Origin of the sequence: Rhodococcoides kyotonense, assembly GCF_001645385.1 — a bacterium.
In the GTDB taxonomy this organism is placed as follows: domain Bacteria; phylum Actinomycetota; class Actinomycetes; order Mycobacteriales; family Mycobacteriaceae; genus Rhodococcoides; species Rhodococcoides kyotonensis_B.
The window spans coordinates 15241-37354 of record NZ_LVHI01000013.1; the positions used below are offsets into that span (position 1 = coordinate 15241).

At 63.8% G+C, this 22114-nt stretch carries 26 protein-coding genes; 3 read left to right on the plus strand and 23 right to left on the minus strand.

Annotated features, from left to right (window positions below; translation table 11 throughout):
* The first annotated feature begins 165 nt into the window (after positions 1 to 165).
* Positions 166 to 444 carry a hypothetical protein gene (locus A3K89_RS12540; protein ID WP_157105309.1) on the plus strand — a complete coding sequence of 93 codons (279 nt, stop codon included), beginning with the start codon at positions 166 to 168 and terminating at the stop codon, positions 442 to 444.
* Positions 445 to 531: 87 nt separating this feature from the next.
* On the opposite strand, the gene A3K89_RS12545 is transcribed toward A3K89_RS12540, so the two are convergent.
* The 14 genes from A3K89_RS12545 to A3K89_RS12605 all read right to left on the minus strand — a co-directional run bounded on the left by A3K89_RS12545 (position 532) and on the right by A3K89_RS12605 (position 9581).
* Positions 532 to 2166, minus strand: a complete 1635-nt coding sequence (locus A3K89_RS12545) for a ParB/RepB/Spo0J family partition protein (RefSeq protein ID WP_068426344.1) — start codon at positions 2164 to 2166, stop codon at positions 532 to 534.
* A 92-nt stretch (positions 2167 to 2258) separates the two neighbouring features.
* The gene (locus tag A3K89_RS12550; RefSeq protein WP_068426347.1) at positions 2259 to 2570 is read right to left on the minus strand and encodes a hypothetical protein; all 312 of its coding nucleotides are present in this window, start codon (positions 2568 to 2570) and stop codon (positions 2259 to 2261) included.
* A 229-nt stretch (positions 2571 to 2799) separates the two neighbouring features.
* Entirely contained in the window at positions 2800 to 2961 is a 162-nt protein-coding gene (locus tag A3K89_RS26330; protein WP_254303515.1) for a hypothetical protein, read from the minus strand.
* Between the two features lie 170 nt (positions 2962 to 3131).
* Positions 3132 to 3998: a hypothetical protein gene (locus A3K89_RS12560; protein ID WP_068426350.1), complete on the minus strand. Its 867-nt coding sequence runs from the start codon at positions 3996 to 3998 to the stop codon at positions 3132 to 3134.
* A 66-nt stretch (positions 3999 to 4064) separates the two neighbouring features.
* A complete protein-coding gene (locus tag A3K89_RS12565; protein ID WP_068426351.1) occupies positions 4065 to 4265 on the minus strand; it encodes a hypothetical protein in 201 nt (66 codons plus the stop codon).
* Positions 4266 to 4267: 2 nt separating this feature from the next.
* Entirely contained in the window at positions 4268 to 4423 is a 156-nt protein-coding gene (locus tag A3K89_RS25750) for a hypothetical protein (protein WP_157105310.1), read from the minus strand.
* Between the two features lie 23 nt (positions 4424 to 4446).
* The gene (locus A3K89_RS12570) at positions 4447 to 4833 is read right to left on the minus strand and encodes a HicB family toxin-antitoxin system (protein WP_084423766.1); all 387 of its coding nucleotides are present in this window, start codon (positions 4831 to 4833) and stop codon (positions 4447 to 4449) included.
* Positions 4830 to 5030, minus strand: a complete 201-nt coding sequence (locus A3K89_RS12575; RefSeq protein WP_068426352.1) for a type II toxin-antitoxin system HicA family toxin — start codon at positions 5028 to 5030, stop codon at positions 4830 to 4832. The genes A3K89_RS12570 and A3K89_RS12575 overlap by 4 nt, the downstream gene beginning before the upstream one ends.
* 131 nt (positions 5031 to 5161) lie before the next feature.
* A complete protein-coding gene (locus tag A3K89_RS12580) occupies positions 5162 to 5656 on the minus strand; it encodes an LNS2 domain-containing protein (RefSeq protein WP_157105311.1) in 495 nt (164 codons plus the stop codon).
* Between the two features lie 97 nt (positions 5657 to 5753).
* On the minus strand, positions 5754 to 6422 hold the full coding sequence (locus A3K89_RS12585) for a TetR/AcrR family transcriptional regulator (protein ID WP_068426357.1): 669 nt from the start codon (positions 6420 to 6422) through the stop codon (positions 5754 to 5756).
* Positions 6419 to 7372, minus strand: a complete 954-nt coding sequence (locus A3K89_RS12590) for a DUF2637 domain-containing protein (protein WP_068426360.1) — start codon at positions 7370 to 7372, stop codon at positions 6419 to 6421. Before A3K89_RS12590 ends, A3K89_RS12585 begins: the two co-directional genes overlap by 4 nt.
* Positions 7373 to 7462: 90 nt before the next feature.
* On the minus strand, positions 7463 to 7726 hold the full coding sequence (locus A3K89_RS12595; RefSeq protein ID WP_068426363.1) for a hypothetical protein: 264 nt from the start codon (positions 7724 to 7726) through the stop codon (positions 7463 to 7465).
* 292 nt (positions 7727 to 8018) lie between these two features.
* Positions 8019 to 8636, minus strand: coding sequence for a recombinase family protein (locus tag A3K89_RS12600; protein WP_068426365.1), 618 nt, complete (start codon positions 8634 to 8636; stop codon positions 8019 to 8021).
* A 240-nt stretch (positions 8637 to 8876) separates the two neighbouring features.
* Complete coding sequence (locus A3K89_RS12605; RefSeq protein WP_037147412.1) at positions 8877 to 9581, minus strand: TetR/AcrR family transcriptional regulator; 705 nt, start codon at positions 9579 to 9581, stop codon at positions 8877 to 8879.
* A 204-nt stretch (positions 9582 to 9785) separates the two neighbouring features.
* Here A3K89_RS12605 and A3K89_RS12610 point away from each other — a divergent pair, with 204 nt between their 5' ends.
* Positions 9786 to 11261 (plus strand): MFS transporter, encoded by a 1476-nt coding sequence (locus tag A3K89_RS12610; RefSeq protein ID WP_371828803.1) that lies wholly within the window; start codon positions 9786 to 9788, stop codon positions 11259 to 11261.
* A gap of 16 nt (positions 11262 to 11277) precedes the next feature.
* Here A3K89_RS12610 and A3K89_RS12615 read toward each other — a convergent pair whose 3' ends face one another.
* The 7 genes from A3K89_RS12615 to A3K89_RS12650 all read right to left on the minus strand — a co-directional run bounded on the left by A3K89_RS12615 (position 11278) and on the right by A3K89_RS12650 (position 18368).
* Entirely contained in the window at positions 11278 to 11832 is a 555-nt protein-coding gene (locus tag A3K89_RS12615; protein WP_008720413.1) for a PaaI family thioesterase, read from the minus strand.
* A gap of 445 nt (positions 11833 to 12277) precedes the next feature.
* On the minus strand, positions 12278 to 13342 hold the full coding sequence (locus A3K89_RS12625) for a BtrH N-terminal domain-containing protein (RefSeq protein WP_037146824.1): 1065 nt from the start codon (positions 13340 to 13342) through the stop codon (positions 12278 to 12280).
* Positions 13343 to 13388: 46 nt separating this feature from the next.
* Entirely contained in the window at positions 13389 to 14225 is an 837-nt protein-coding gene (locus tag A3K89_RS12630; protein WP_037146825.1) for an SDR family oxidoreductase, read from the minus strand.
* A 394-nt stretch (positions 14226 to 14619) separates the two neighbouring features.
* Positions 14620 to 15360 (minus strand): transglutaminase-like domain-containing protein, encoded by a 741-nt coding sequence (locus A3K89_RS12635; RefSeq protein WP_037147416.1) that lies wholly within the window; start codon positions 15358 to 15360, stop codon positions 14620 to 14622.
* A 69-nt stretch (positions 15361 to 15429) separates the two neighbouring features.
* Positions 15430 to 16638, minus strand: a complete 1209-nt coding sequence (locus tag A3K89_RS12640; protein WP_068426367.1) for an NAD(P)/FAD-dependent oxidoreductase — start codon at positions 16636 to 16638, stop codon at positions 15430 to 15432.
* Positions 16635 to 18023: a cytochrome P450 gene (locus tag A3K89_RS12645; protein WP_027498265.1), complete on the minus strand. Its 1389-nt coding sequence runs from the start codon at positions 18021 to 18023 to the stop codon at positions 16635 to 16637. The genes A3K89_RS12640 and A3K89_RS12645 overlap by 4 nt, the downstream gene beginning before the upstream one ends.
* Positions 18024 to 18047: 24 nt before the next feature.
* On the minus strand, positions 18048 to 18368 hold the full coding sequence (locus A3K89_RS12650; RefSeq protein WP_037146828.1) for a 2Fe-2S iron-sulfur cluster-binding protein: 321 nt from the start codon (positions 18366 to 18368) through the stop codon (positions 18048 to 18050).
* A 109-nt stretch (positions 18369 to 18477) separates the two neighbouring features.
* Between A3K89_RS12650 and A3K89_RS12655 the strand changes: the two genes are divergently transcribed.
* A complete protein-coding gene (locus A3K89_RS12655; RefSeq protein WP_037146831.1) occupies positions 18478 to 19503 on the plus strand; it encodes a helix-turn-helix domain-containing protein in 1026 nt (341 codons plus the stop codon).
* A gap of 135 nt (positions 19504 to 19638) precedes the next feature.
* Here A3K89_RS12655 and A3K89_RS12660 read toward each other — a convergent pair whose 3' ends face one another.
* On the minus strand, positions 19639 to 20493 hold the full coding sequence (locus A3K89_RS12660; RefSeq protein WP_242640281.1) for a recombinase: 855 nt from the start codon (positions 20491 to 20493) through the stop codon (positions 19639 to 19641).
* A gap of 257 nt (positions 20494 to 20750) precedes the next feature.
* A complete protein-coding gene (locus A3K89_RS12665; protein WP_037146834.1) occupies positions 20751 to 21917 on the minus strand; it encodes a site-specific integrase in 1167 nt (388 codons plus the stop codon).
* Between the last annotated feature and the right edge of the window lie 197 nt (positions 21918 to 22114).

Consider the following 22114-nt stretch of genomic DNA (forward strand, 5'->3'; position numbering starts at 1 on the left):
TTCATCGAGCTGGACTCGGATTGCATCAAGTGCAATACCTCTCGGACGCTCTCGAAGAACCGTTGATCGGTGCAGTCGACTGGTTCATCGCCGAAACGATGGACCCAGCATCAACGAAGACCGACACAGGGCAACATTCACAAAGCCGTTCAATCTTTGGCGTTCGTGGCCGCCAGCGTGAAACACAAGGGGTTTCGCGAGGAACAGGAATGGCGGTTCGTTCAGCCCGGGTTCTTCGACGTGCCCGAGTTTCGTCCCGGCGCGACAGGCTTGGTGCCGTATCGCAATGTTGTGGAGCTGACGCAGGACGCCGTCATCGGCCTCTACGTCGGGCCAGGGCCCTACCAGTACGAGAACTACCTGGCAGCCAAGTCCATGCTCGGCCGCTACGGGTACCAGACAGCGTCGTTCAACGTACATTGCTCGGAAACGCCGTTCCGCTGACATATCCAGGCGTCAAGACATCTTGACGAAGATGAAAGCCCCGGCCATCGGGTGATGGTCGGGGCATTTCTCTCGTTGCGGTGTCGGTCAGGAGTCGTCGTCGACGGCGGCGTAGGCGGCGTCGACGGTGATGTTGCCGATCGCCGCTTGCTCCACCGGGGTCAGGGTGTGTCCGCTGTCGGCGAGGAACGTCAGGTAGCTGTCGATGCCAACCAACCCTCGGTAGTGCTTGGCGGAGAAGCGCCAGTAGTCCTTGGCGTCCTGCGGCCCGGTCAGGCGGGCCTCGAACGCGGTGAGCACTCGGGCGAGCAGCAACACCTCGGCGCGGGTGGCGGTGGCACCGGTGGCCTTGCGGTCGACCTCGCGCAGCGGTGAGCCCATGATCTCGCCGTACCGCTCCGAGCACTTCGATTCGGTGAACACATCACCATGGGTTGCCAGGGTGGTCACCATCCACTTGGTGGCGTTCTTCGGGGCTGTCTTGCCCGCGAGCAGGCCGGTGAGGAACGCGCGTCGCGCCTCGGTCGCGGTGGCCCCGGCGCGGTTGAGGGCCTTCACTTTTCGGCGTTCCGCTCGTTCGGTCTCGATGCGTTCGGCTTCGGCGCGGGCCGCTTTCCGCTGCGCCGGGGTCAACCCGTCCTCTGTGTCGTCGCCCTCGGCTGCTGCGGCGGCGATCTTCTCGGGGGCGAGTTCGAGGCCGGCCGCAGTCCGCTGGTCGTGGCGCAGGAAGAACTCGTACCCCCAGGCGGTCACTTTCTCGACCGTGTTGGCGTGCCGCAGCTCCTCGTACGCCTCAGCTTCGTCGTCGCCCTCGGTGTCGAAGTCGATGTCGTCCTCGTCGACTTCCTCGCGGGTGCTCTTGTCGACCCAGATAGTGCCGGTCTCCTGGACATGAACGTGCCACAGCTGCGGTGCCTGCTCCGGTACGTCGGCCGGGACCGCACTGCCGTCGGCAGTCCGCAGGTCCGCGAGGGAGTACCACTCCCCGTCGGTGGTGGACGGTTCGTCGTGGAGCAGCGTGAAACCGCGTGCGGTGTACTCGACTGCGGCGGCCGTGGCCTCGGCGCGTTCGTCGAGGCGGCGCGCGAGGGTGGCCAGGCGGTACTCGAAGCCGAACCGGTTGTCGAAGATCTGCTCGATTGCCTCGGTGATCCACGGCTCCGTCTCGGCGGCGGCTTCGAGATCGGCCAGAATCGCAGCCCCTTCGAGGGTGAGCTGACGGTCGTCGAGCTGGCGGCGAGCGCGCTCGGATCGTCCTGCTCGACCGGCTTTTTCGACGTATGCCTTGGGGACGTGCAGTGCTGTCGAGACCTTCTGCACGTTCAGGCCTAGGTCGAGCAGGTCGGTGACGGCGGCAGCGCGTTGGCCGGTGGTGAGGTCTTCGCGTTGATCGTTGGATACGACCTGCTCGGTGATCCGTGCGATCCCAGCGGCCTTCTCGTCGTCGCTCTGCTCACGCACCAGCACCGGAATCGAGGTCAAACCGGCTTCGCGGGCTCCGAGAGTTCTGCGTTGCCCATCGTGGACGACCAGGGTCCCGTCGGCGCGGCGGACCGCCGAGACCGCCTGGAGGACACCGTGGGCGGCGATGGAGGCGACGAAGTCGGGGTTGGCGGTGATGTCGACGCCGTCGCGGACGTTGTCAGTGATGTCGAGTTCGTTCGGGTCGGCGGCGACGAGGGTGTAGCCGGTCGAGGTCGGTGCGGGCGTGGTGATGGTCATCGGTTGTCTCTCCCCTGGTGTGATGTGGTGTGATGCGGTGGGCACCGGGCAGATATCAGCTGCCCGGTGCCTTCTCGTGTCGAGCGGTTCGTTCACGCTGGCGGTGGTCCGCAGTCCGGGCAGATGCCGCCGCACCCGAGCCCGTCCCCCACTCCGGCGACGGGAGCCTGCCAGGTGGCACCGTCGGCGGCGATGTCGGTCCATTCCCCGGTGACCTCGTATCCGTAGATTCCGAGCAGCTCGTGGGCGGACGAGCGAATCCCCTCGTGCGTGGTGGCACTCGGAGAGAGCATGTAATCGATCGCTTTCGTGCCGTACCGGACGGTCACTGCGACGAGCGTGTCGTGGCGTTCGTCCTCGACCTGGGAGGTGGTGGCGATCAGGGTCCGGCTGGTTTCTTCCATGCCCTAACCTTACAGTCTCAAACTGTAAAGTCAAGCGCTGCAACAAGTTTCGGCATTCCTACCGATTCGGCCTACCGCCTCGAACATCGACAGTCGGGACCGACAGCCGTTGTCGCACATCGGCAGCGACTCAGCATGACTCGAATCAGTGCAGTGGGTAGAGGTTCTCGATGCGGATCGCGGACTTGTACGTGTGATCGAGCCGAGTTATTGAACAACGGTCCCGGTGTTAGTCGACGGGAGTTGCAGCCTCGGCTGGGCACCACTGGCCTTCGAGACGCAACAACCCCTTGCCGTTGCCGATCGGTATGTCGAAACTCAACTGGCAAAGCCATTGTCCGCGGGATGTTTTCGCCCACGCATGGAGCAGGCCCGGGGATTTGACGTCCATCGAGAGGCCCTCGGATCGAACCTTGAGAGGCGTCCCGTCGCGGAAAGAACCGCCTCCGGATGATCCTGCCACGGTGAGCGCGACATTGACCAACACCCTTCGAGGTGGGTCTACGACGTGGCGCGTGGGGGGATCGAAGGTGACAGGCCAGTTCTCGTACAGGTCGGGCGTCATTGCGCGACCGCCAAACGGTGGGGCCGGTGACCGGCTGCTGCATCGGTGACCGCTGGCGACCAGCGCAGACCGTGCTCGCCGAACGTGGGTGCGGTAAGGGTGTATCGACCGGTGCGCTCGGTGATACCGCGTCCGTGGACGGTGGTCTCGACGGTGATCGACCGGATCCGGCCCCTGCCCTGCTCGATGCCGCCGTAACCGACGGGCCGAGAGGAGATCGTCAGATCGAGACCGGGCATTCGGCCGTCGGTGATTGCGAATACCCCTGCGTGAGTGCGTGTTCGGGCAAGGATCGACCGTGCACGAGTCGGCGGTACATCGCGGTCGTGGACGGTACTGATGACCAGGTCGATCCCATCGATACAGACACTGGCGACGTCCAATGGGTCGCCGTCCCCTGTTTTGACGAGGTGGACCTTGGACAGATCACCTCCGTGTTCATGGACGGCGAGGAGCCCGAACTTGGGTTGTCCGATCAGTGCGACGTGATGGCCGGCCGTACTGGCGGAAGCGACGAGCCCGACGAGGATCGATCCTGCACCGGTGATCGAGATGGCCGTTCCTCGGGCCAACGCACCGCGTGGGAGCAGATCGGACAGCGGCATGGGCGTCGGGATGGTCCGCAGGCTTCGTGCGCGCACAGGGCCACTGAGGGCTCGTTCCTCGACACCGGTGGTGGTTGCGCCAGTGATGACGGTCGACGATGCCACACGTGGGGCGACGTCGGCACCGGGTTCATCGGGGCCGGTGGGTGCATGGTCTCTACGGCCGGGAATTGCGGCCATGCTTCGCCGCAGCGCCGCGAGTTGCGCGGCTTTGTCCAGGCCGCTGAGGTCGGGCATCGTCTCGGCTGTACCGGCCATGAGTGCGACCTTTCGCCGAACGGATCTCCTCGCGTCAATCTATGCGAACATACGTTCGATGTCGAACTACCTGCATACGTCCGGTGCCCACCGCGCGTCGTGGGCTTTCGAGGCGTCCACGAGGTACTCGACCGACAGTTCGGGATCGGCCGTCAGGTGGCGGTGGTCGGCCAGGAGACGCACGACGCGGTCCATTGCGGCGTCCACGGCCGGGTCGTCGGGGTCGTAGCCCTCGTCGGCGATGGCGGCGCGTTCGATGGGGTCCATGTCTAGTTCGACGCGGCGGACTCCGGGGCGGTTCCGGCGTCGTAGATCAGATCGTCGGAGCCCTCGTACCGGTACGCGCGCTGCCCGCTGGGCAGTGTCACCCAGCCCGACTGTCCGTGGTCGGAGTCCGGATCGAAACTGCGGTCGCTGGTGGTCACGACGAGAACCTCCCTTGATTTGCTCAGTTGTTGACGAGTTGGCTTGCGCGCTGGAAGGTCACGCCGAGGAGCGACCCGATATCGCGCACGGGGACGTGCGCTCCTGCGAGCTGCTTGGCGAACGCTTCGGTCGAGGCCTTCACTCGCGCCTCCTCCTCGCTCAGACGGGCGCGTTGGGCTTTGATGTCGGCCACGCGGGCGGCAAGGTCTTCTCCGCCGGGCTCGAGTTCGATGTGCTGTTCGATCTCGACGTCAGCGAGGGAGACGCCGGTTTCGAGGGCGATCAACTCTTTCGCTGCGGTTGCCACGTCGTCGATGCGGCGCGCCTGGGTGAGCGCGTCGAGTTCGGGGACGGCGATCATCCACCACTTGCCGTCGCGGGTGATGGACACCGTGTAGGTCTTGCTCACTTCTGCGCCTCCTTCATGGCTGCGAGGATCTTGCGGTACACACCGGGCGAAATGGTCCGATGCCCGTCGGGAACAGTCACTTTCACTGCACCGTCGGCCGAGACCCACGTGCTGTGAGACCCCACCGTGCGGACCGAGAAGAACCCCGCCGCCTTGAGTTCCTTGACCACCTTGCGCGTAGGCTGCTCGGTCACCATAAGTTTAGTCTAGCTGACTAGACTATTTCTAGTCAAATCCACTAGACGGTTGCCGATGGTGTGTCCGGCCTGCACCGCAGCGTCGGGGTATGTGGGCGAAGAAGTCGCGCCACCACCGAGCTGGGTCGATCTCAGCAGGCGTCCAGCGTGCTGCGTAGTGATGCGATTCCGAGTTGGGCGAGGGTGCCCGCCTGGTGTGCGCGGACACCGTTGCTGCTCAGGCGATTTACGGCGTCGGGGTCGTCGTCGACGAAGCCGCGTAGCCATGCCGGGTGCCGGTTGGTCACTGCCCTGGCGTGGCCGAGCTTGATCTGCCAGGCCTGCCGTGTGTGTTGGTTGTATTCGGAGGCGGGTCGGCCGAGGACCGCTCTGCTGTCGGGGAAGTCCTGGTCGGTGAGCCACGCTCGTGTCGCGGGCAGAGCGTATGAGGGGCGCGTCGTCGAGTAGACGATCGTGTAGCCGAGACCGTGGACCGCCCAGGCCAGATCGTGCCCGCCGGCGAGCACTGCGGCGTCGGGTACGTGGGCGAAGAATTCGCGCCACCGCTGAGCTGGGTCGATTTCGTTGTCGGTCAGCACGCTGTCGTGCGCGGACATGTCGGCCAGGACGCCGTCGATGTCGATCATGACCACCCGGTCCTCGTTCGGGCGGTGAACCGGAGGCCTGGGCCGGCGCCGGGTCGGTGCGTGCCGGGTCGGCTTGGTGACGGTGTCCACCCCTCGTTCATACCCGAGCGGCATCGGTGTTCTCGGTGGCGCGCCGCAGAGATGACCCGGTGTTCATCTTCTCGGTCGCAGACCTCATGGTCTCGGTGGTGCGCGCGGCGGCGAGGACGGTATCGAGCGATTCTCGGTAGCCGCTCGAGATCGACGACCCGAACCCTGTCGGGACGATGTGGGCCAGTAGGCGATACCCGGCCAGTGATGCCGCCAGAACGCGGACGAACCGCTCTGCGGTGAATCCAGTTCGCAGAGAGCCGGAATCGACGGCGCGGGCCGCGAGGTCGAGCACTGCCGCCTCCCACGCTGCGGACGCGCGGTGGGGATGGAAGTCCGGTTCCACGCTCAACCTGGCTTCGGCCCGCAGGAAGACGTCGTGATCGTATGCCTGCGCGGCGTCGTCGACCATCCCTGCGATCGCATCGAGCGGGTCAACGCCGTCCGCAGTGCTCCAGAGTGCCGCTATGGCGGCGTAGCTCGTGGTGGCGGTGTCGAGTACCGCTGCGGCCATCTCCCGCTTGGACGAAAAGTGGAAGTACATCGCACCTTTGGTGCTTGCCGTGTTGTCCAGGATGCGGTTGATCGACGATCCGGCATATCCGTAGTGCGCGAATTCTGTTGCCGCTCCGTCCAAGATGTCGGCGCGTGTCCTGATTGCTCGTTCCTGGGTCACCGCGCCGCACCCGCATAGTCACGATCGGTGCTGATCGAGTCGTAGTCCGCGTCGCCGTACTCCGAACGCGCTTCGGTCACGTCCTCGCCGCTGTGGTCGTGGTCAGCGTCGGCGATGGTGTGCGCCTGGTCGACGATTCCGGGCGCGGCGGTACTGCGTTCGCTGGCGATGTTCTGCTGGACCTGTGTCCAGGTCTTGATGTGCCGCGAGACGGTCGAGGTGTGCAGCTCGAGGTGGCGTGCGATGTCACTGAAGGACCAGTCGGGGTTCTTGAGGTAGAGGTCGACGCTGGTCCATACGGCTGGCTTGAGTAGGCCGTTGTCGAGGTCTTCGTCGATTCCGGCGAGAGCCGATCCTGTTGTCGCGCTGTTCTGTTCGGCATCCACTCGGTCGATATGGTCGTCGATGTGAGCTGTGTCGGTGGTCGAATCGAGTGAACGCGGAATCTCGCTCGGAGTAATGGCCGGGGCACGGCGGCGACGTGGTGCGCGCAGGACGACGGCGACGATCTCGCTCATCGTCAGGACCATCGCTGGCGCTAATGCTGCTATTGCTGCTGCGACTGCGGCATTGAGGACCGTCGCAGTCAAGACTGCGTGGTAGGCGTTACCTGCGATCGAGAGCAATGCCATGATCGCCAGCACTGCAACGACGAGCCGCCGGCCCCGGACGGTAGCGGGGTCGGTGTGCTGCGACAGCGCGATCCGGATGACAGCGCAGGCGAGGATCGGTCCGTCCAGGGCGACGGGAATGACCCAGGCGTCGCCGCGGTGGATACCGGCCATGACGGCGAGGTCGAGCAGGGTGGAGAACGAGAGTTTGAACGACGCCGCGCCGACGATGACGGCGATGGCCAGGCCGGTGATCAGGGCACCGGTCAGGACGCGGGGGTGGATGTCGAGGGTGTCCTCGCTGGTGGGGTCGTGGTCGGGGGTATTAGCGTTGCTCATTGATCGCAGGTCCGTTCTGTGATCGACCGGCCCCGGTGGTGTGTGGAGCACTGCCGGGGCCTTCCGGTCGGATGGGTACGTGGGGTGTGGTCAGAGGCGGGCGCGGAGGTCCGCGAACCACTGCGTCGCGGTATTGAGCTGATGAAAGCCGTAGGTGCGCCGAAGTCGTTGCAATGCATCGTGTTCGGTATAATCGAGGCCAACGATTGTGTCCGTGTCGTGAAGCAGAACGGCCACTGCGAGCTGGTCGCCAGTCGACCATGCAGGCCACGGTTCGCCGAGTTCATTGCAGGTGCTAGCAAGCTGGGCTTTGGCGAGCATGTCGGGTGCACGGCGGTCGGCTGCGGTGGTCATTGTCATTCAGCTCCTGTTTGTCATGACGCGGGCTACCGGCGGGGCCGAGCGGGACCGGCAGCCTTAGCATCGGCGGCGGTCCAGCCGTGCCAACCGGCTGGGCGGCATTCGTCGTGATAGACCGGATGGGACGGCACCAGATTCGCTGGAGGATCGGAATGCCACTGGTCGCACCAGGCGCACCGAATGACCACCCGTTCGGCGGTCATGATGCCGCCTCGACGGCGGGGCCGAACGGGGCTCCATCGAGCATCTCGGTGGCGTGGCGATTGATGGCGGTGGTCATCGTTTTTCAGCTCCTGGTGGTGGCGCGGGGTGTGGGTGCTCCGTCGCGTAGCTCGCGGGCACGGATGAGGGCGGCATAGACGGCAGATCGGCTCAGTCCGTACAGCTCCATGAGTTTGACGGCACCGAACTCGCCGGATTCGTAGTCCTTGAGAAGGCGTTCATGCTGCAGTGCAGTGAGTTTGGGCTTGCGGCCGGTCATTCGGCCCTGCTCTTTGGCAATTGCAACGCCCTCGCGAGTACGAGCGCGGGTTAGGTCGGCCTCGAACTCGGCCATTGCGCCGAGGACGGTGAAGAACATCTTGCTCGACGGATCACCGGGGCTGTAGACCTGGCCACCATAGATCAACCGTGCCCCTTTCGCGTCGAGTTCGGTGACAATGGCGTTCAGGTCGGTCACCGAACGTCCGAGTCTGTCGAGTTTGGTGACCACCAAGGTGTCGCCCTCCCCCACTGCCGCGAGGGCTTCGGTGAGGCCGGGCCGTTCCCGGTTGCGTCCGGTGTATCCGCGGTCGGTGTAGATGTTGCCGGTGTCGACGCCCATCTTGCGGAGGGCTGTGCGCTGCGCTCGCAGATCCTGTCCTCGTGTGGAGCATCGGGCGTACCCGATCAGGTTTTCGTCCACCTGGAGCCCTCCGTCTCGAAATCTACGATCAAACAGGGATTACTTCCGACACTATCTACCAGGACACCGACAGGCTGGTCCGAGCGTCGACCGATCTGTCAGTTTCAGAAGACGGCTGCACGATGTCCGAAGTGCACTGCAGTGCAACTCCAAGTTCTCGAGCACACGTCCGGCCGTATCCAGTGAGCGCTGCGATCCCTGACTGGATAGCGCATCGATGGTGAAATTTCGCATCAAGTTTTATTGGCCGTCGGTGAGCTGCGGGTCTAGCGTCGCGGCCGGCCGTGGACGGCTGTTGTCGCGCGAAGTGCTCGATCGGACACTTGCGGCATGGGCGGCGAGAAAGTTGTCGACGATTTGGATGCAGTCGTCGGCGTGGATGTGGCGCAGTCCTGTGAGGCGAGCGAAAACTATCGGTCCGAGGAGCTGAATGAGGGCGAAGGTGGTGTCGATCTCGCCGAGCACAGTGCGGGCGTCAGGGGCCGTCAGGATCTGATCCAGGGACCTGCGGTATTGCTCTATGACACGGGCCCGAAGCGAGACCACCGCGCCAGGATCGAGATCGCGCCGGCTGGCGTCGCCGCTGTTGACGGGTCCCATTGCCAGCCACGCCAGCGTGGTCATTTGCACCGGAGCTTGGTCGATGAGGTCGGCTTGGGTGGTGAGCACCGAAATCAGACGTTCGCGTAGCGGACCGGTATCGATATCGGTGTCGACTGGGGGTAGTAGTCGCTCGAAGGTTGCAGCGAGCAGGTCAGTGGTACTTCCGAAGTGGCGGTACAGAGTGGCACGTGCAACCTTCGACATGCGGGTGACCGCCTCCACGGTGACCGCCTCGACACCGCCGGTGGACAGCAGCTGGCCCGCCGCTTCGAGTAACCGGTTACGTGAGCGCGCCAGCCGGGGGTCGGCCGGGCCCTCGGCTGCAACGAGAGGGTCGACCATGAACGGGCTCCGCTCCATTTTGACTGACAAAACATGTCCTCGCTTGACCATTCTGTCACACCCGCAAAGTTATGATACTAATAGTCTCGTACCGAGACGATCAGTCTCGAACTGGGAGGCTGGCCGTTGAACGAACGTAGATCCGACTCTGCCAGCGTCGCTCGATGGAGCGGTGCCCAGTGGTGGATGTTGATTGTGTCGTGCATGGCGGTCGCGTTGGTGGTGGCCGCAATGGCGGCATTGTATTCAGCGTTGCCACAGATCGCGGTCGCGACAGAGGCGACGCAAGCTCAACTGACCTGGATAGTCGACGGTTATACGCTGGTATTGGCGTGCTTCGTTCTGCCTGCCGGTGCGATCGGTGACCGGTACGGTCGCCGCGGGGTGCTCGTGGCGGGGTTGGCGTTGTTCGCTTTCGCGTCGGCATTGCCCTTGTTTCTCGCCGACCCGGCGTGGCTGATCGCTGCTCGCGCGTTGGCTGGGGCGGGTGCGGCGCTGGTCATGCCCTCGACGCTGTCGATACTGACCGCGGGATTTCCACCGGCGCATCGCGGTCGCGCTGTAGGTGTGTGGGCCGGGGTTGCTGGATCCGGGGCTGTCCTGGGCATCCTCGGGGCTGGTGTGCTGCTCGAGCAGTGGTCGTGGACCTCGGTGTTCGTCGGGTTGACCGTCGCCGGAGCGGTTCTGGCCGGGTTGGCATGCAGTATCGCGGAGTCCCGCCAACAGGAGCATCCACCGGTCGATTGGGTGGGCGCGGTGACCGTAGTGGTCGCGGTCGGGGCGATCGTCTTCGCTGTGATCGAGGTTCCGGCCCGTGGCTGGTCGGATTCGCTCGTCGCCATCAGCACTGCGGTGGGCTTGTTCGCGGTTGTGGTGTTCGTCGTCGTAGAACTACGTTCCTCGGCACCCCTACTCGATGTCCGGTTGTTCGCCCGCCGTGGTTTCGGTGCCGGCGCACTGTCGGTCTGTATCCAATTTCTGGTGACCTTCGGGGTGTTCTTGCTGTTGGTGCAGTATCTGCAGTTGATTCTCGGTTATGGACCGCTCACCGCCGCGTTGGCGTTGACCCCTATGGTCGTGCCGCTCATCGTGATCTCGGTGATTGCACCCTGGCTGTCGAACATTGTTGGGCTGCGGGTGATGACCACTGTAGGTCTGCTCACCATCGCGGCGGGACTGGTGATGGTGAGCAGACTGACCGTCGCGGCGACTTACCCTGACCTGCTGTGGCCCTTGCTCATCATGAGCGCGGGTTTGGGGTTGTGTACCGCCCCTGCGACTTTCGCCATCGTCTCGGACACTCCTGAGGCCAAGCACGGGGTGGCTGCCGCGGTCAACGACGCAGCTCGCGAAATCGGTGCCGCGATTGGGATTGCGGTAGCCGGTAGCGTGCTCGCGGCCGGTTACGTTCAGCACATTCAGCCGGCTCTGCCCCAGCTACCCGAGCCTGCCCGTGGTCCGGTGGCCGATTCTCTGGCCGCCGCGTTACAGGTCGCCGACCGCGCAGGACCAGCTGGTCAGCCGCTGGCCGAGTTCGCCAGAGCCGCATTCGTACACGGAAGTGGTCAGGCGACGCTGTCGTTGGCGGCGCTGACCGCCGCTGGGGCACTCGTCCTCGCCGTCTTTGCGCCAGGTAGACGCAGCCGTACGACAGCCACCGCGGGTGATGGACGTCGGTGAAGGTCGGCCAGGGTGTCTATTCTTCGGTGTGATTCGTGTCTGTGGCCCGGAGTTGGGCTCGGGCTTGGGACTGCATGAAGTGTTCGACCTCGACCACCACGAACAGGGCAGTAGCGGTGGCTACGGAGCGGCCCTGCGCATCGTCCATCGTGGCCGTGAGATCCAGTTTGCGCCCATCACGAGACCGAACGGCAGCACGCAATACGTATGGAGTGCCGAGCAGAACCGGCGCTAGGTAGTCGAGCTCGAGACGCCGCGTCACGGCGAGCTCACCCACTGTGTAGAGCAAAAAGCCGAACAGATCGTCGAGAACGGTCGCCACCGCGCCGCCGTGTGCTATCCCGGGTGCCCCGACATGACGTTGATCGAACACATGGTGAGCCACCACGCCGTTCTCGTCACGCTGGACCGACAAGGCGTGGCCGTGCGGGTTCTCCGGCCCACAACCAAGACAGTCGGGGTGGTGGGGCGGTAGATCAGGCGACTCGGAAGTCGTGCTCCAGAACGAGCGCGCCCAGTTCTCGATAGCGGGGCCGGCCGACCCGCTGACCTCGTCCGGAATTCTTTTCATGGTCGGACCTCTCTGTCGTGAAACCGTGCCGAGTCTGTCGCGTCTTCGCGCGCTCGGCCTGCACCGCAGCGTCCGGTCGGGCGTTCGTCCGACCGGTCGGCGCACTCGCCCCCGCCATGATTACCACGAGCGGGAGTGTTCTCACTCAACGCACCGCTCGGCCCGATAGCGCACACGACGCGGCCGCCGAGCCGAAAACGGTGACCGCGAAACATCGACAGCTCCCGTCGGCGGCTGAATTGCTGTCGGCGTGAGGCAGGGATCAGGGTCTGTTGCCGAGCAACGACACGGCATCGATACAGCGTCCACCGAGAGGCGTCCGACTGTTCCGTCCGGCAACTCTTCGGTCGTTCGGTGCCTCCGCACGCCTGGGGCGATCCGACACGAGCGGCTGCAGCACAGTGCGATGCGCCGTTCACCGCGCGCCGTCGAACGACGATGGGCATCATCTCGTGATGGCGGACAGCGAGCGTGAAGCAGACTCCAGGGACTCCACCAGGATCAGCTCGAGTGCAGGCAGACCGGCAGCCGACACGGCCACCGCAGCTGCGCGTGTTCGTACATCGAGACCGCGTTGTGTTCCGGCGCGGGCAGTTTCGGTCCAGGCCTGGGCGCAGTGATCGGCGGCCGCCGCGAGGTCTGCGGTAGCGGGATCACCGGTCAGACGTGCAATCTCGGTACAGCCGTCGGCGAGAAGCCGACGAAAGAGCCCGCCTCCGGTTCCGGCCTTTTCGATGAAGATACCGAGACTGAACAGCAGCGTCTCGAGGTCATCGGGCGGAAGGTCGACCCAGCTCTTGACGTCGGTTGCCAGCTGGTCGACCGCGGCCAATCCTTCGGCACCGGCTGCTGGTACGTGGTCGGCTATTCCCGGTGTCGATGGGGCGCGCATGCTGGCGGCGGATCGGGCGAAGGCCGCGGCCGCGGCAGTCGACACGGGCGGCAGTGTCTGCGGCCATGCGATTCGGTACGTGCAGTGACGTGTCGGTTGCGGGAACGAGGTGGAAGATCGCGCCCGAGCGAGCGCGTCGAGCGGGATCTCCTGCACGTCGGCCCGATCGTTGTCGACGACCGAGGCAGTCCCCCCGATCTCGTCGTAGCCGATCACCACGATGTCGTGGCGACTCATCTGCAGTTTCACCCGTAAGTAGGGCAGCTCAGCGATATCGGCCCAGACCAGACTGGGTCGTCCCGCATCGATGTCGTCGCGAACCCATGACCATCCCTCACCGGGATCGTCGGTCGTGAGAACCTCGACTTGTCCGCCGAGCCTGCGCGGCAAGTCGATCTCGAAGTCGGCACCGCGGCCGACCAGGTACATCGGTGGGACCAGGTCGTCCGATCGCAGGTAGGACAAACCCAGATCACCACCCAGTGCGAACACCAACCCCTCGTCGGGTGGTCCGTCCCATCCCAGACCGTGCCACTGGAGAAGGTCTCGCATTGCACCTGACCCGCAGTGCCCTCCCATCCGGTGGGGATAGTTCTCGATCAGAGTCGTGGGGGTCACTGTGACTGCCTTTCGGGTGGTTGGTCGAGCGCGCGTGTCGGCACGCTCAGCTGTTCCGGATTCTGTCGAGATACGTTCGGCGAGCAGCCATGTCCACGTCCGCGAGGAACACCGAATCTGTGTTCAGGGCCGCACCCAGTCCGGTCGCCAGACGCCCAGGGACGAATTTCACCGCCGCGACCATTGCGCCTGCGAGACGGGTGACGCGGACGAAGGGGCGTGGATTCTCGATCAGATCTGCTGTCGCGCGGGCGATCTCCTCCGGCTCGGCGTTGCGTAATCCCTTTGCGCCGGCGGTTCCGGCGACGAGTTCGGTGTTGGTGAACGTCGGGCGGACTGTGGACAGTCGAACCCCTGACTTGCGGTACTCCAGTCGTGCGGCCTCTGTGAATCCGATGACTGCGAACTTGGTAGCGCAGTAGGTCGCCAAACCAGGTACCGCGAGCTCGCCGGCCAATGACGCAGTGTTGATGATGTGTCCGGTGCGGCGCGGCAGCATGCGCTGAAGAGCCAGTTTGGTCCCGAAGATGACACCCAGGACGTTGATCTCGACTTGCCGCCGGGTTACTGCATCGTCCTCTTCGTGGGCGTGGCCGGTAGGCATGATGCCCGCGTTGTTGATCAGGATGTCGAGGGGTCCGAGTTCACGTTCGACCAGGTCCAGAAACGTTGTGAACGAGTCAGGTTCGGTGACGTCGAGTCGGGTGACGACCTTCACCCCGAGTTCGGCGGCGGCCTCCTTCGCACGTGCCTCGTCGATGTCGCCGATGGCGACCCGGTGGCCTCGTCGAATCAACTCCTTCGCTGTCTGATAGCCGATGCCGCGAGCTCCACCTGTGATCGCCACCGTCCTGGCGGGGGTGTGAGGTGCGTTGTTCGTCATGCTGCGCTCCTTGCATAGATGAGAGACATCGGTAGACGCCTGTCGGCCCGCTCTCGCGGTAGCGGCTGCGCACACGGGAGAGGGATATGGGTATCGCACGTCGTCTCGTGCCCGGGGAGGCGTTCGGATCGGTCGTTCATCGCCCGCAGCCGCAACCCCAGCGGCAGAACGGGTCTCGTCTGTTCGGTGCAACTTCCGGTGTCGGCCTTACCACGGCCGCGGCGACGAGACAGTCATGTGGCACAGCTCTGCCAGCAGGTATCGGCTCACCCGATTCGAAGGTGTCCGAGGCGGTCCGAGTGTTCACGATCGCGATTGTTCGCGGAGAGAGCTCCGACCGATCGGCAGTCGGCCGCGATACGGGGTTCGGCGCGTATGTTCTCACCGCTTGTGTTCATCGAGACTCCCGCGGCGAGTTTCGATCCCCGGGAGTTTCGTCCGGCCGGGTGCGGCCGGTGAAAACATCATCGAGTGGGTGAGCGCCCGTGAAGATCGTGGGGCCGTAGGCGTGCCGAAGCACCGTCAAGATCGCGTTCAAGGGTAGGTCGTCGAAGACTCCTCGCTCGCGGACATACTCCATGTGCTGAGCTCCGTCTGCGGTGAAGGCATGCATGAGAGCATCGCGATCGCCGTCGAATTCCACTGGCGGCACGCCGAAACGAGCGCACAACTCGACATTGAATGCCGGCGTGGCCTTCAACCACCGGCCCTCGATGTAGAGGCGACTGTAGCCGTGGTAGACGAACAGGTCGGTGCCGCCCATCAGCGCGCGCAACGTCTCGGTCTGCAGGTGATTTCGGACGTCGGCGAAGCCGAGCAGTGCCGGGATACCCGCCGCCCGGCACACTGCGGTCAACAGCACCGCCTTCGGGACGCAGTAAGCGCGCCCGGTCTCGAGGACGAAGCTCGCTCGATAGTGGGCCGGATCATCCGACACGGTGTACGGGTCGTACCAGATCTGGTCGCGGACGGCGGCGAAGAGGCGTCTGGCCTTGTCACGGTCGCTGCTCGCATCTCCGATTGCCGCGGCGGTGAACGCCCGCACGGATTCGTGCTCGATGTCGAGGAAGTCCGTTGCTCCCAGGTACGCGTGTGGTGGCTGCGTAGTATGTGCTCCGGGCGGGCGGTCTGTCATGGTCATCGCTGATGTTCCCTTTTCTGAGCAAACCGGTTGCTGTTGTGTGCACAACGACCGAAGGATCGGTCAGTTGCGCGCGAGTCCGCCGAGCATCAGGTCTTCGCGTTGGACGGGGAGTCGCTGGGCGATCACCCGTTTGCTGTACATGAACTCGCGCGGGCGACCTATGCAGTCGGCGGCAATGAGCTCACCGGCCTGGAGATAGAAGCAACTGAAATCACTGTCGCGGGTGGGGTCACCGCTGAGAACCACTTCGTCGTATCCAGTGTTGAGGCCGGCGATCTGCAGCTTGAAGTGATACTGATCTGACCAGAACCACGGCAACGCTTCGATTTTTCTGGACTTCCCGCAGGCGGTCGAGGCAGCGACTTTGGCCTGCTCTCCTGCGCTCGAGACGGACTCCAACCGTAGTCGACGGCCGTAACGGGCCATGTCGTGGCTCGCGCAGTCCCCCGCCGCCATGATGTCGGGGTCGTTGGTCCGAGTGTGATCGTCGATCACGATGCCGTTGTCGATGACAAGACCCGCATCGGCGGCGAGGTCGGTGTTCGGCTCGACGCCGACACCGACGATGACCAGATCTGCGGGGATCGATTCCCCGCTGGCCAAACTGACTTCACGAACCTCACGGTCACCGGACAGGCCTTCGACCATCGCGTTCGTTCTGATGTCGACTCCCTGCTCGCGATGTATCCGCTCGAAGAACGTCGATACCTCGGGAGCAGTGACCCGCTCGAGCACACGCCCAGTTGCCTCGAGGACTGTGACCTGTACGCCCAGTGCGCGCAGCGATGCCGCTGTCTCGAGTCCGATGTAGCCGCCTCCGACGATCACCACCCGCCGGCCAGGGCCGGTGGCCATACGGATCCTCTCGACGTCCGCTGCGGTGCGCAGGTAGTAGACCCCGTGGAGATCGGCCCCGGGAACGGTGAGCCGACGAGGGCGGGCTCCCGTGCACAGCGCGAGCTTGTCGTAGGCCAGCTTCTCCCCGGTGTCGAGAACGACGTCGCCCTCCGACCGAACGATGGCCTCCACCTGCGCGTTCAGGAGCTGAATACCTTGCTTGGAGTAGAAGTCCGTGCTGCGAATGGCGATATCGTCGAGTACGCATTTGCCCGCCAGGTATGCCTTCGACAGCGGGGGGCGTTGATAGGGAGCGGCAGACTCGTTACCGATGAGGACGATCTCGCCTGCCCAACCTTCTTGGCGCAAACTAGCTGCCAGTTGTGCCCCAGCATGGCTTGCGCCGACGATGATCGCCCGTTGCGATGTCATGCGCTGGAAGTAGGCGTCAGGCGCACCATCATCTTGCTGATGCCCCGCACGAAATTCGACTGAACATACTCGGGGTCGCCGACGACCTCGATGTTCTCGAAGCGGGGAAGCAACTCCTCCCACAGAATCCGCAGCTGCATTTCGGCCAGCCGATTGCCCATACACCGGTGTACACCGAATCCGAACGCGATGTGATTGCGCGCATTGGCACGATCGATGATGAAATCATCAGGATTCTCGAAAACGCGTTCGTCGCGGTTACCCGAGGCATACCACATCACCAATTTGTCACCCTTGCGGATGAATTGTCCGTTCAGAACGGTGTCGGCTTTGGCGATTCGGCGCATGTACGCCAAGGGTGTTTGCCATCGGATAATTTCCGAGTTCATGTTGGGGATCAAATCGGGATTGGCCTTCAATTTCTCGAACTGGTCGGGGAATTGGTTCAACGCAAGAACGCCACCGCTCATCGAGTTACGCGTCGTGTCGTTCCCACCGACGATCAGCAGGACGAGGTTGCCCAGAAATTCCATCGGACGATCGATCAGATCCTTGGTGTCCTCGTTGCTCTGCAACATGGTGATCAGATCGAAACCGGACTCTTCCCCTGCAGACCTCCTGGCTGCTTTGTCATGCCAGAGAGCGCTGAGGCCACGGGCCATGTCACGCATGCCCTCGAACACCTCGTCGTTGTCCGAGGGCCCACCGTTGGCTTGCTCCATCGAGGTTGCCAAATCGGACCAGTAGACGAGTTTGCGGCGTTGTTCGTAGGGGAAATCCAAAAGAGTTGCGAGCATCCGAGCTGTCAACTCGATCGAGACATTCTGCACCCAGTCGAACGGCTCGTTCAAGGGGAGGTCGTCCAATACCTCCCGTACCCGCGATCGGATCAGTCCCTCCATCTCCCGGAGGTTCTTCGGTGCGACAACCCCCTGGACGGCAGCGCGCTGCTTGTCGTGGCGTGGCGGGTCCATCGCGATGAACATCTCGATATCGAGAAACCGGGGCGGGACGCCGATGACGATGAACGGTTCGGCCGAGAACACAGCGTGGTTCTTGTCGACGGCCACGATATCGGCATGGCGCGTGACCGACCAGAACGGGCCGAACGGACTGTTGGGTTGGTAATGAACCGGTGCCTCGTTCCGCACGCGCTCGAAGTACGACTGCCACCGCCCTTGTCTGTAAAGAAAGGGGTTACTGAGGTCGATGTCGGCGAGCTCGACATCCTCGACCGGTGGAATGGGACTTTCGACGAAGATCTTCTTGCCATTCGTGCCAGTCACCCACCGTCGGGTCTTGTCGTACAGATGAGCGCCCTGGATCTGCAGCCCTATAGGGATGGTCGACTGGACCTTGTCGGTGATCGACTCAGAAACTTTCATGCTGTCGTGCCTGCCTTTCACACATCACAATTGGAATTCAGGTGTTCGAACGATCAGGCCATCCCACGCTTCCGAGGCCACCATCTGGCACGACAACCGAGACGTGGGTTCACGCTCGGGGTTCATCGCCAGCATCTCCTCCTCGTCGGCGCCGGACAGACCCACCTCTCCTGACCACTGCGGGTCGACGATCACATGGCAGGTGCCACAGGCCGTTTCGCCCCCACAGTCTCCATCGATCCCCGGCACAGCATTGTCGGTTGCAATCTGCATCAACGATCGACCTTCGACCAGAGCCGCCTCGTGCTTCTCACCATCGTGGGCGACGAAAGTTACAGCTGCCATGTCAACTCCTCGTTTTCCGGCGTGATTGACGAAAGTGTCGTCGCAAACGCGGGTGACGGCTATGTTCGGTGGAGTCATAAACTTGTGAATTCGGGTCAAAGGAATCACCGTGAAGCTGAGCGATGAGGGCGTGCCACCGCTTGCGTTCGTGCAGCTGCTCGAACGCCGCGCACTCGACCCTGACGCCGCCGCGCGCCTTCGCGCGATCATGCACCGCGAAGGAACCAGTGAAGCGACGCTCATTCAGCATGACGTCCAGGCGCCGATACGGTGGTTTCGGGAGGTCTATCCCGAACTCGATATCGCCCAGGCCACTCGACTCGGATTTGCGTTTGCCGAGCAGGCCCAGTTGACATCGTTCGGGCCCCTGAGTTCACCTTTGATCAGCGCTGGTTCGGTCGCCGAGATCGTCGATCTCCTGACATACCTGCCATTGATCTCCACGGCGTTGAAATCGCAGTTCCACACTGGCGACTACGGTCTGATCGTCGGGCTCACTGCGCACACAGGCGATTCCGCACTGGACTGCTTGGTCATCACCTACGGCGGGTCGGCGTTATTACGACTGCTGGACATGCTCGCCGGTGACATATCGCCGGTGACACTCCATCTGAGCTGGCCGGAGCCGACCGAGGTGAGCCACGACAAAGGTCCGGCGAATCGCCGGTTCTTCGACGCTCCGATTTCCTTCGTCCACGTACCCGAGGACACACTAAACAAGGCTTGTCGGTTCTCGGACCCTCTCGCATATCGTCTCGCTATCACTGATCTGCAGCGGACACTCGCCCATCGGAGTGGGTCCATGTCATCCGCCGAGAAGGTGAGGCAACTGTTGGAAAAGGACCTCGGACAGCGAACCAACCATGATGTTGCACAAGCATTGTCAATGTCCAGCAGCACGTTGAAACGGCGGCTTGCCGAAGAAGGAACCACCTATAGCAAGGTGCGCCAATCGCTGCTGTACGAACGCGCGATGCTACGGCTCCTTGATCGCTCGGTTTCGGTCAGCGAGATCGCTTCTGAACTCGGATACAGCGACCTCGCCAACTTCTCTCATGCCTTCAAACGCTGGACCGGGCGCTCTCCGAGAGATTTCCGAAACCCACGACTCTCGGACGACCCGGATTCGACGTAGACCACACAGACGGGGTCAGATCGATGCATCGTTCGTTCGCGGCCTGGTCGATCTTCATCTCGGAGATTTCGGAGACGTCACCGCCTCCCTGCCGTGAGAAGAAGAGTGTGTGCAGACCCGAGTACGAACCACTTGTCACTCGACGGTGTCGGCCGGTACGCGTGCGGTCTCCGATTCGAGAAAGTCGACGAGTGCTTCCAACAGGCTGTCCGCGCGGGTTTCGACATCGGCGAGGACGGAGTCCACGTCGTCGAGAAGACCGTGGGCGTGTCTACGCGCAAGCGTTCCGCGTTCGTAGTAGCCGGGGTCAAGTAGGACCCGCGGTACTGGATCCGGTGCCGCGATCTGCTCCGGATGTTGTGACCGCGCAGTGGACTGCAGGTGGGTGGGTGCCCGTCCGTCCAGGTGCATTCGCACGATGCCCGCGACCGCACGGGCGGTCAGCGGGGTCGCAGCCAACGGGGTGTGGCCCCACCGGTCGATAGGAGTCGACAGCGGCTGTTTCCCGGCCGGGTCGAAATACCGGTCGTATCCGCCGAGCCCGGTGCCGTCCACGGCATCGAGAGCGTCGGCGAGCATTCGGGTGCTCGGATACTGGGTCTGATGGCCGAGTACCTCACACCAGCGCTGATACACCGTGCGCGGAGAAATGCCCGTCCCCGCCAGCGCGAGGGAAGTGACAGTGCGGACGCCGCGGCCTGTGTCGATACGAAGGGCGTCGATCCTCGGATCGGCGGTGACGTCGCAGTGCCGCAGGGCCGCGATCTGGGTGTACGGCAGACCGGTCGAAGCGAAGATCAGGACGAGGGCGTCTCGCCGCGCGAACTGTTCTGACGGCCAACCGGATTCGGGGAGGCGGGCGACGATACCGCCGATCACGGCTGCCAGCTCGTGCAGGCGCGCCGTACGCGCCACGTCCAGCGCAGCCCGAACGATCTCCGCACACCCCGGAGGAGGTAATAGATGCCGATGATGAGCGATGTCGATCACCGCGATCCGACGGCGTTGGGTCGTCGGCGCGGCGGGGTGCGCGTGGAGAAACCGAGCAAGCGACTCCGGAGAGGCCGCCAGTGAGGGTTCGCCATGGGCGGTGCACCAGTCCTCGAACAGGGACCACGTGTGCCGATCCCGCCTCGGTATCGACGTGTTCGTGATGTCCGCTGGTCGTATCGGACAAGGGCGGTCGTCGTGGTCAGCATCTGCCCCGGTCGTCCCGTCGCCGGTCACTGGCTCGGTCGGGTGCCTGGTCATAAGCCGAGCTCGGTGACGGCGTTGCCGATCAGTGGCGCATTCTCGTGAGCGTATGTTTCGACCATTGCGGGTGTGGTGTGCCCGGTTTGGCGCATGATCGCATGCGCGTCAGCTCCGTTGCGGAAGGCTTGCGTGACGAAGCCGGAACGGAGGGAATGCCCGCCGAGCTGAGCGACGGTGACGGGGTCGTATCCAGCTCGAGTAGCGCGGCGGCGGATCGCCGCGTGCACCGCGGCTCCGGACAGGGCTGTGTCGGAGAGGTTGCCGTTCTTGCGGACGGACCGAAACAGAGGGGACCGTTTCTCGACCACAGGAAGGGTGCCGCGACAGATATGGGAGTCGAATTCCACTGCGCGGGACAGTATTCGGATGACAGCAACTCTGCCGCCGGTGTCGAACGCTGCGACGATCTGCAGCCATCGCACCCACGCGCAGACCGGGCATGACTCGTGGCGGGCGGTGAACGGGAGTGCTTTCACGGTTCCGGTGCCGTCCTGGTCGGTCTTCGACTTCCGGATACGTACATGCGCACCATCGAGGCGGTCGCGGTGGACATCGCGGCATTCGAGCGCTACGAGTTCGCTGCGGCGGAATGCGCCGGTGTAGCCCATCAGCAATAGCGCGGTGTCGCGGCGTTCGAGGACCTCCGACGCCCAGCCCGCTGCAGTGCGTCGGGCGTGGTCGACGATCGTAGTGATGTCAGCGGTGAGGAGCGGGGCACGGGGTCTGCGGGGCCGCTCCCCCGCAGACGCGTAATCCCGCCGGATACCCGAGAGGGTGGCGCGGACCATCTCGTGCCCGCACGGGTTGTCGTGTCCAGTAGCGCGGTGGCGGTCCGCGACCGCCGCGATCCATTTGTCGAACGTCGACGGCGCATACGCCCGCGTCCCGTCGACGGTGAGCGTGTCGGCCGCGCCGACGAGGTACGCCGCCACCGTTGCGGGATGCGCCGGCAAAGCCTGGTGCCCGAGGACGATGCACCAGTTCTCGAATCGCCTCCACGCCGAGGCATAGGCACGGCGTGTTCCGGCCGAACGAGAAGCTGCGATCGACTGTTCTATCCGAGCAGCGACCTCGACCGGTAGGTCCGGGAACACTGCCACACCACTCACCGAGACGAGTGAATCCGCGTCCCCGACCTCACCGAGCTGCCGATCTGCCATGACAAGCACTGTAGCGAGCACCTCCGACAGACTTCTCAAGCCGAAAACACGCTGAGCAGGCCTTTTCGCGATGATGGTGCGGGAAGGAAAATTCTCGTCGGTCACCGCACAAATAACGTTGGTGACTATGACCCCGGCGCGACAACGAGCTTCTCGGCTGTCGCCGCGCGTGCATCGCGGACGACCCCGCTCCATCG

Coding starts and splice junctions, on each gene's coding strand:
- A3K89_RS12650 (WP_037146828.1), bottom strand. CDS start 18,368: ATGGCAGCTGTAACTTTCGTCGCCCACGATGGTGAGAAGCACGAGGCG.
- A3K89_RS12575 (WP_068426352.1), bottom strand. CDS start 5,030: ATGGTGACCGAGCAGCCTACGCGCAAGGTGGTCAAGGAACTCAAGGCG.
- A3K89_RS12550 (WP_068426347.1), bottom strand. CDS start 2,570: ATGGAAGAAACCAGCCGGACCCTGATCGCCACCACCTCCCAGGTCGAG.
- A3K89_RS12590 (WP_068426360.1), bottom strand. CDS start 7,372: ATGAGCAACGCTAATACCCCCGACCACGACCCCACCAGCGAGGACACC.
- A3K89_RS12545 (WP_068426344.1), bottom strand. CDS start 2,166: ATGACCATCACCACGCCCGCACCGACCTCGACCGGCTACACCCTCGTC.
- A3K89_RS12605 (WP_037147412.1), bottom strand. CDS start 9,581: ATGGTCGACCCTCTCGTTGCAGCCGAGGGCCCGGCCGACCCCCGGCTG.
- A3K89_RS12565 (WP_068426351.1), bottom strand. CDS start 4,265: ATGGACCCCATCGAACGCGCCGCCATCGCCGACGAGGGCTACGACCCC.
- A3K89_RS12595 (WP_068426363.1), bottom strand. CDS start 7,726: ATGACCACCGCAGCCGACCGCCGTGCACCCGACATGCTCGCCAAAGCC.
- A3K89_RS12560 (WP_068426350.1), bottom strand. CDS start 3,998: ATGGCCGGTACAGCCGAGACGATGCCCGACCTCAGCGGCCTGGACAAA.
- A3K89_RS12645 (WP_027498265.1), bottom strand. CDS start 18,023: ATGAAAGTTTCTGAGTCGATCACCGACAAGGTCCAGTCGACCATCCCT.
- A3K89_RS12640 (WP_068426367.1), bottom strand. CDS start 16,638: ATGACATCGCAACGGGCGATCATCGTCGGCGCAAGCCATGCTGGGGCA.
- A3K89_RS12615 (WP_008720413.1), bottom strand. CDS start 11,832: ATGAAAAGAATTCCGGACGAGGTCAGCGGGTCGGCCGGCCCCGCTATC.
- A3K89_RS12665 (WP_037146834.1), bottom strand. CDS start 21,917: ATGGCAGATCGGCAGCTCGGTGAGGTCGGGGACGCGGATTCACTCGTC.
- A3K89_RS12610 (WP_371828803.1), top strand. CDS start 9,786: ATGGCGGTCGCGTTGGTGGTGGCCGCAATGGCGGCATTGTATTCAGCG.
- A3K89_RS26330 (WP_254303515.1), bottom strand. CDS start 2,961: ATGGACGTCAAATCCCCGGGCCTGCTCCATGCGTGGGCGAAAACATCC.
- A3K89_RS12580 (WP_157105311.1), bottom strand. CDS start 5,656: ATGATCGACATCGACGGCGTCCTGGCCGACATGTCCGCGCACGACAGC.
- A3K89_RS12630 (WP_037146825.1), bottom strand. CDS start 14,225: ATGACGAACAACGCACCTCACACCCCCGCCAGGACGGTGGCGATCACA.
- A3K89_RS12635 (WP_037147416.1), bottom strand. CDS start 15,360: ATGACAGACCGCCCGCCCGGAGCACATACTACGCAGCCACCACACGCG.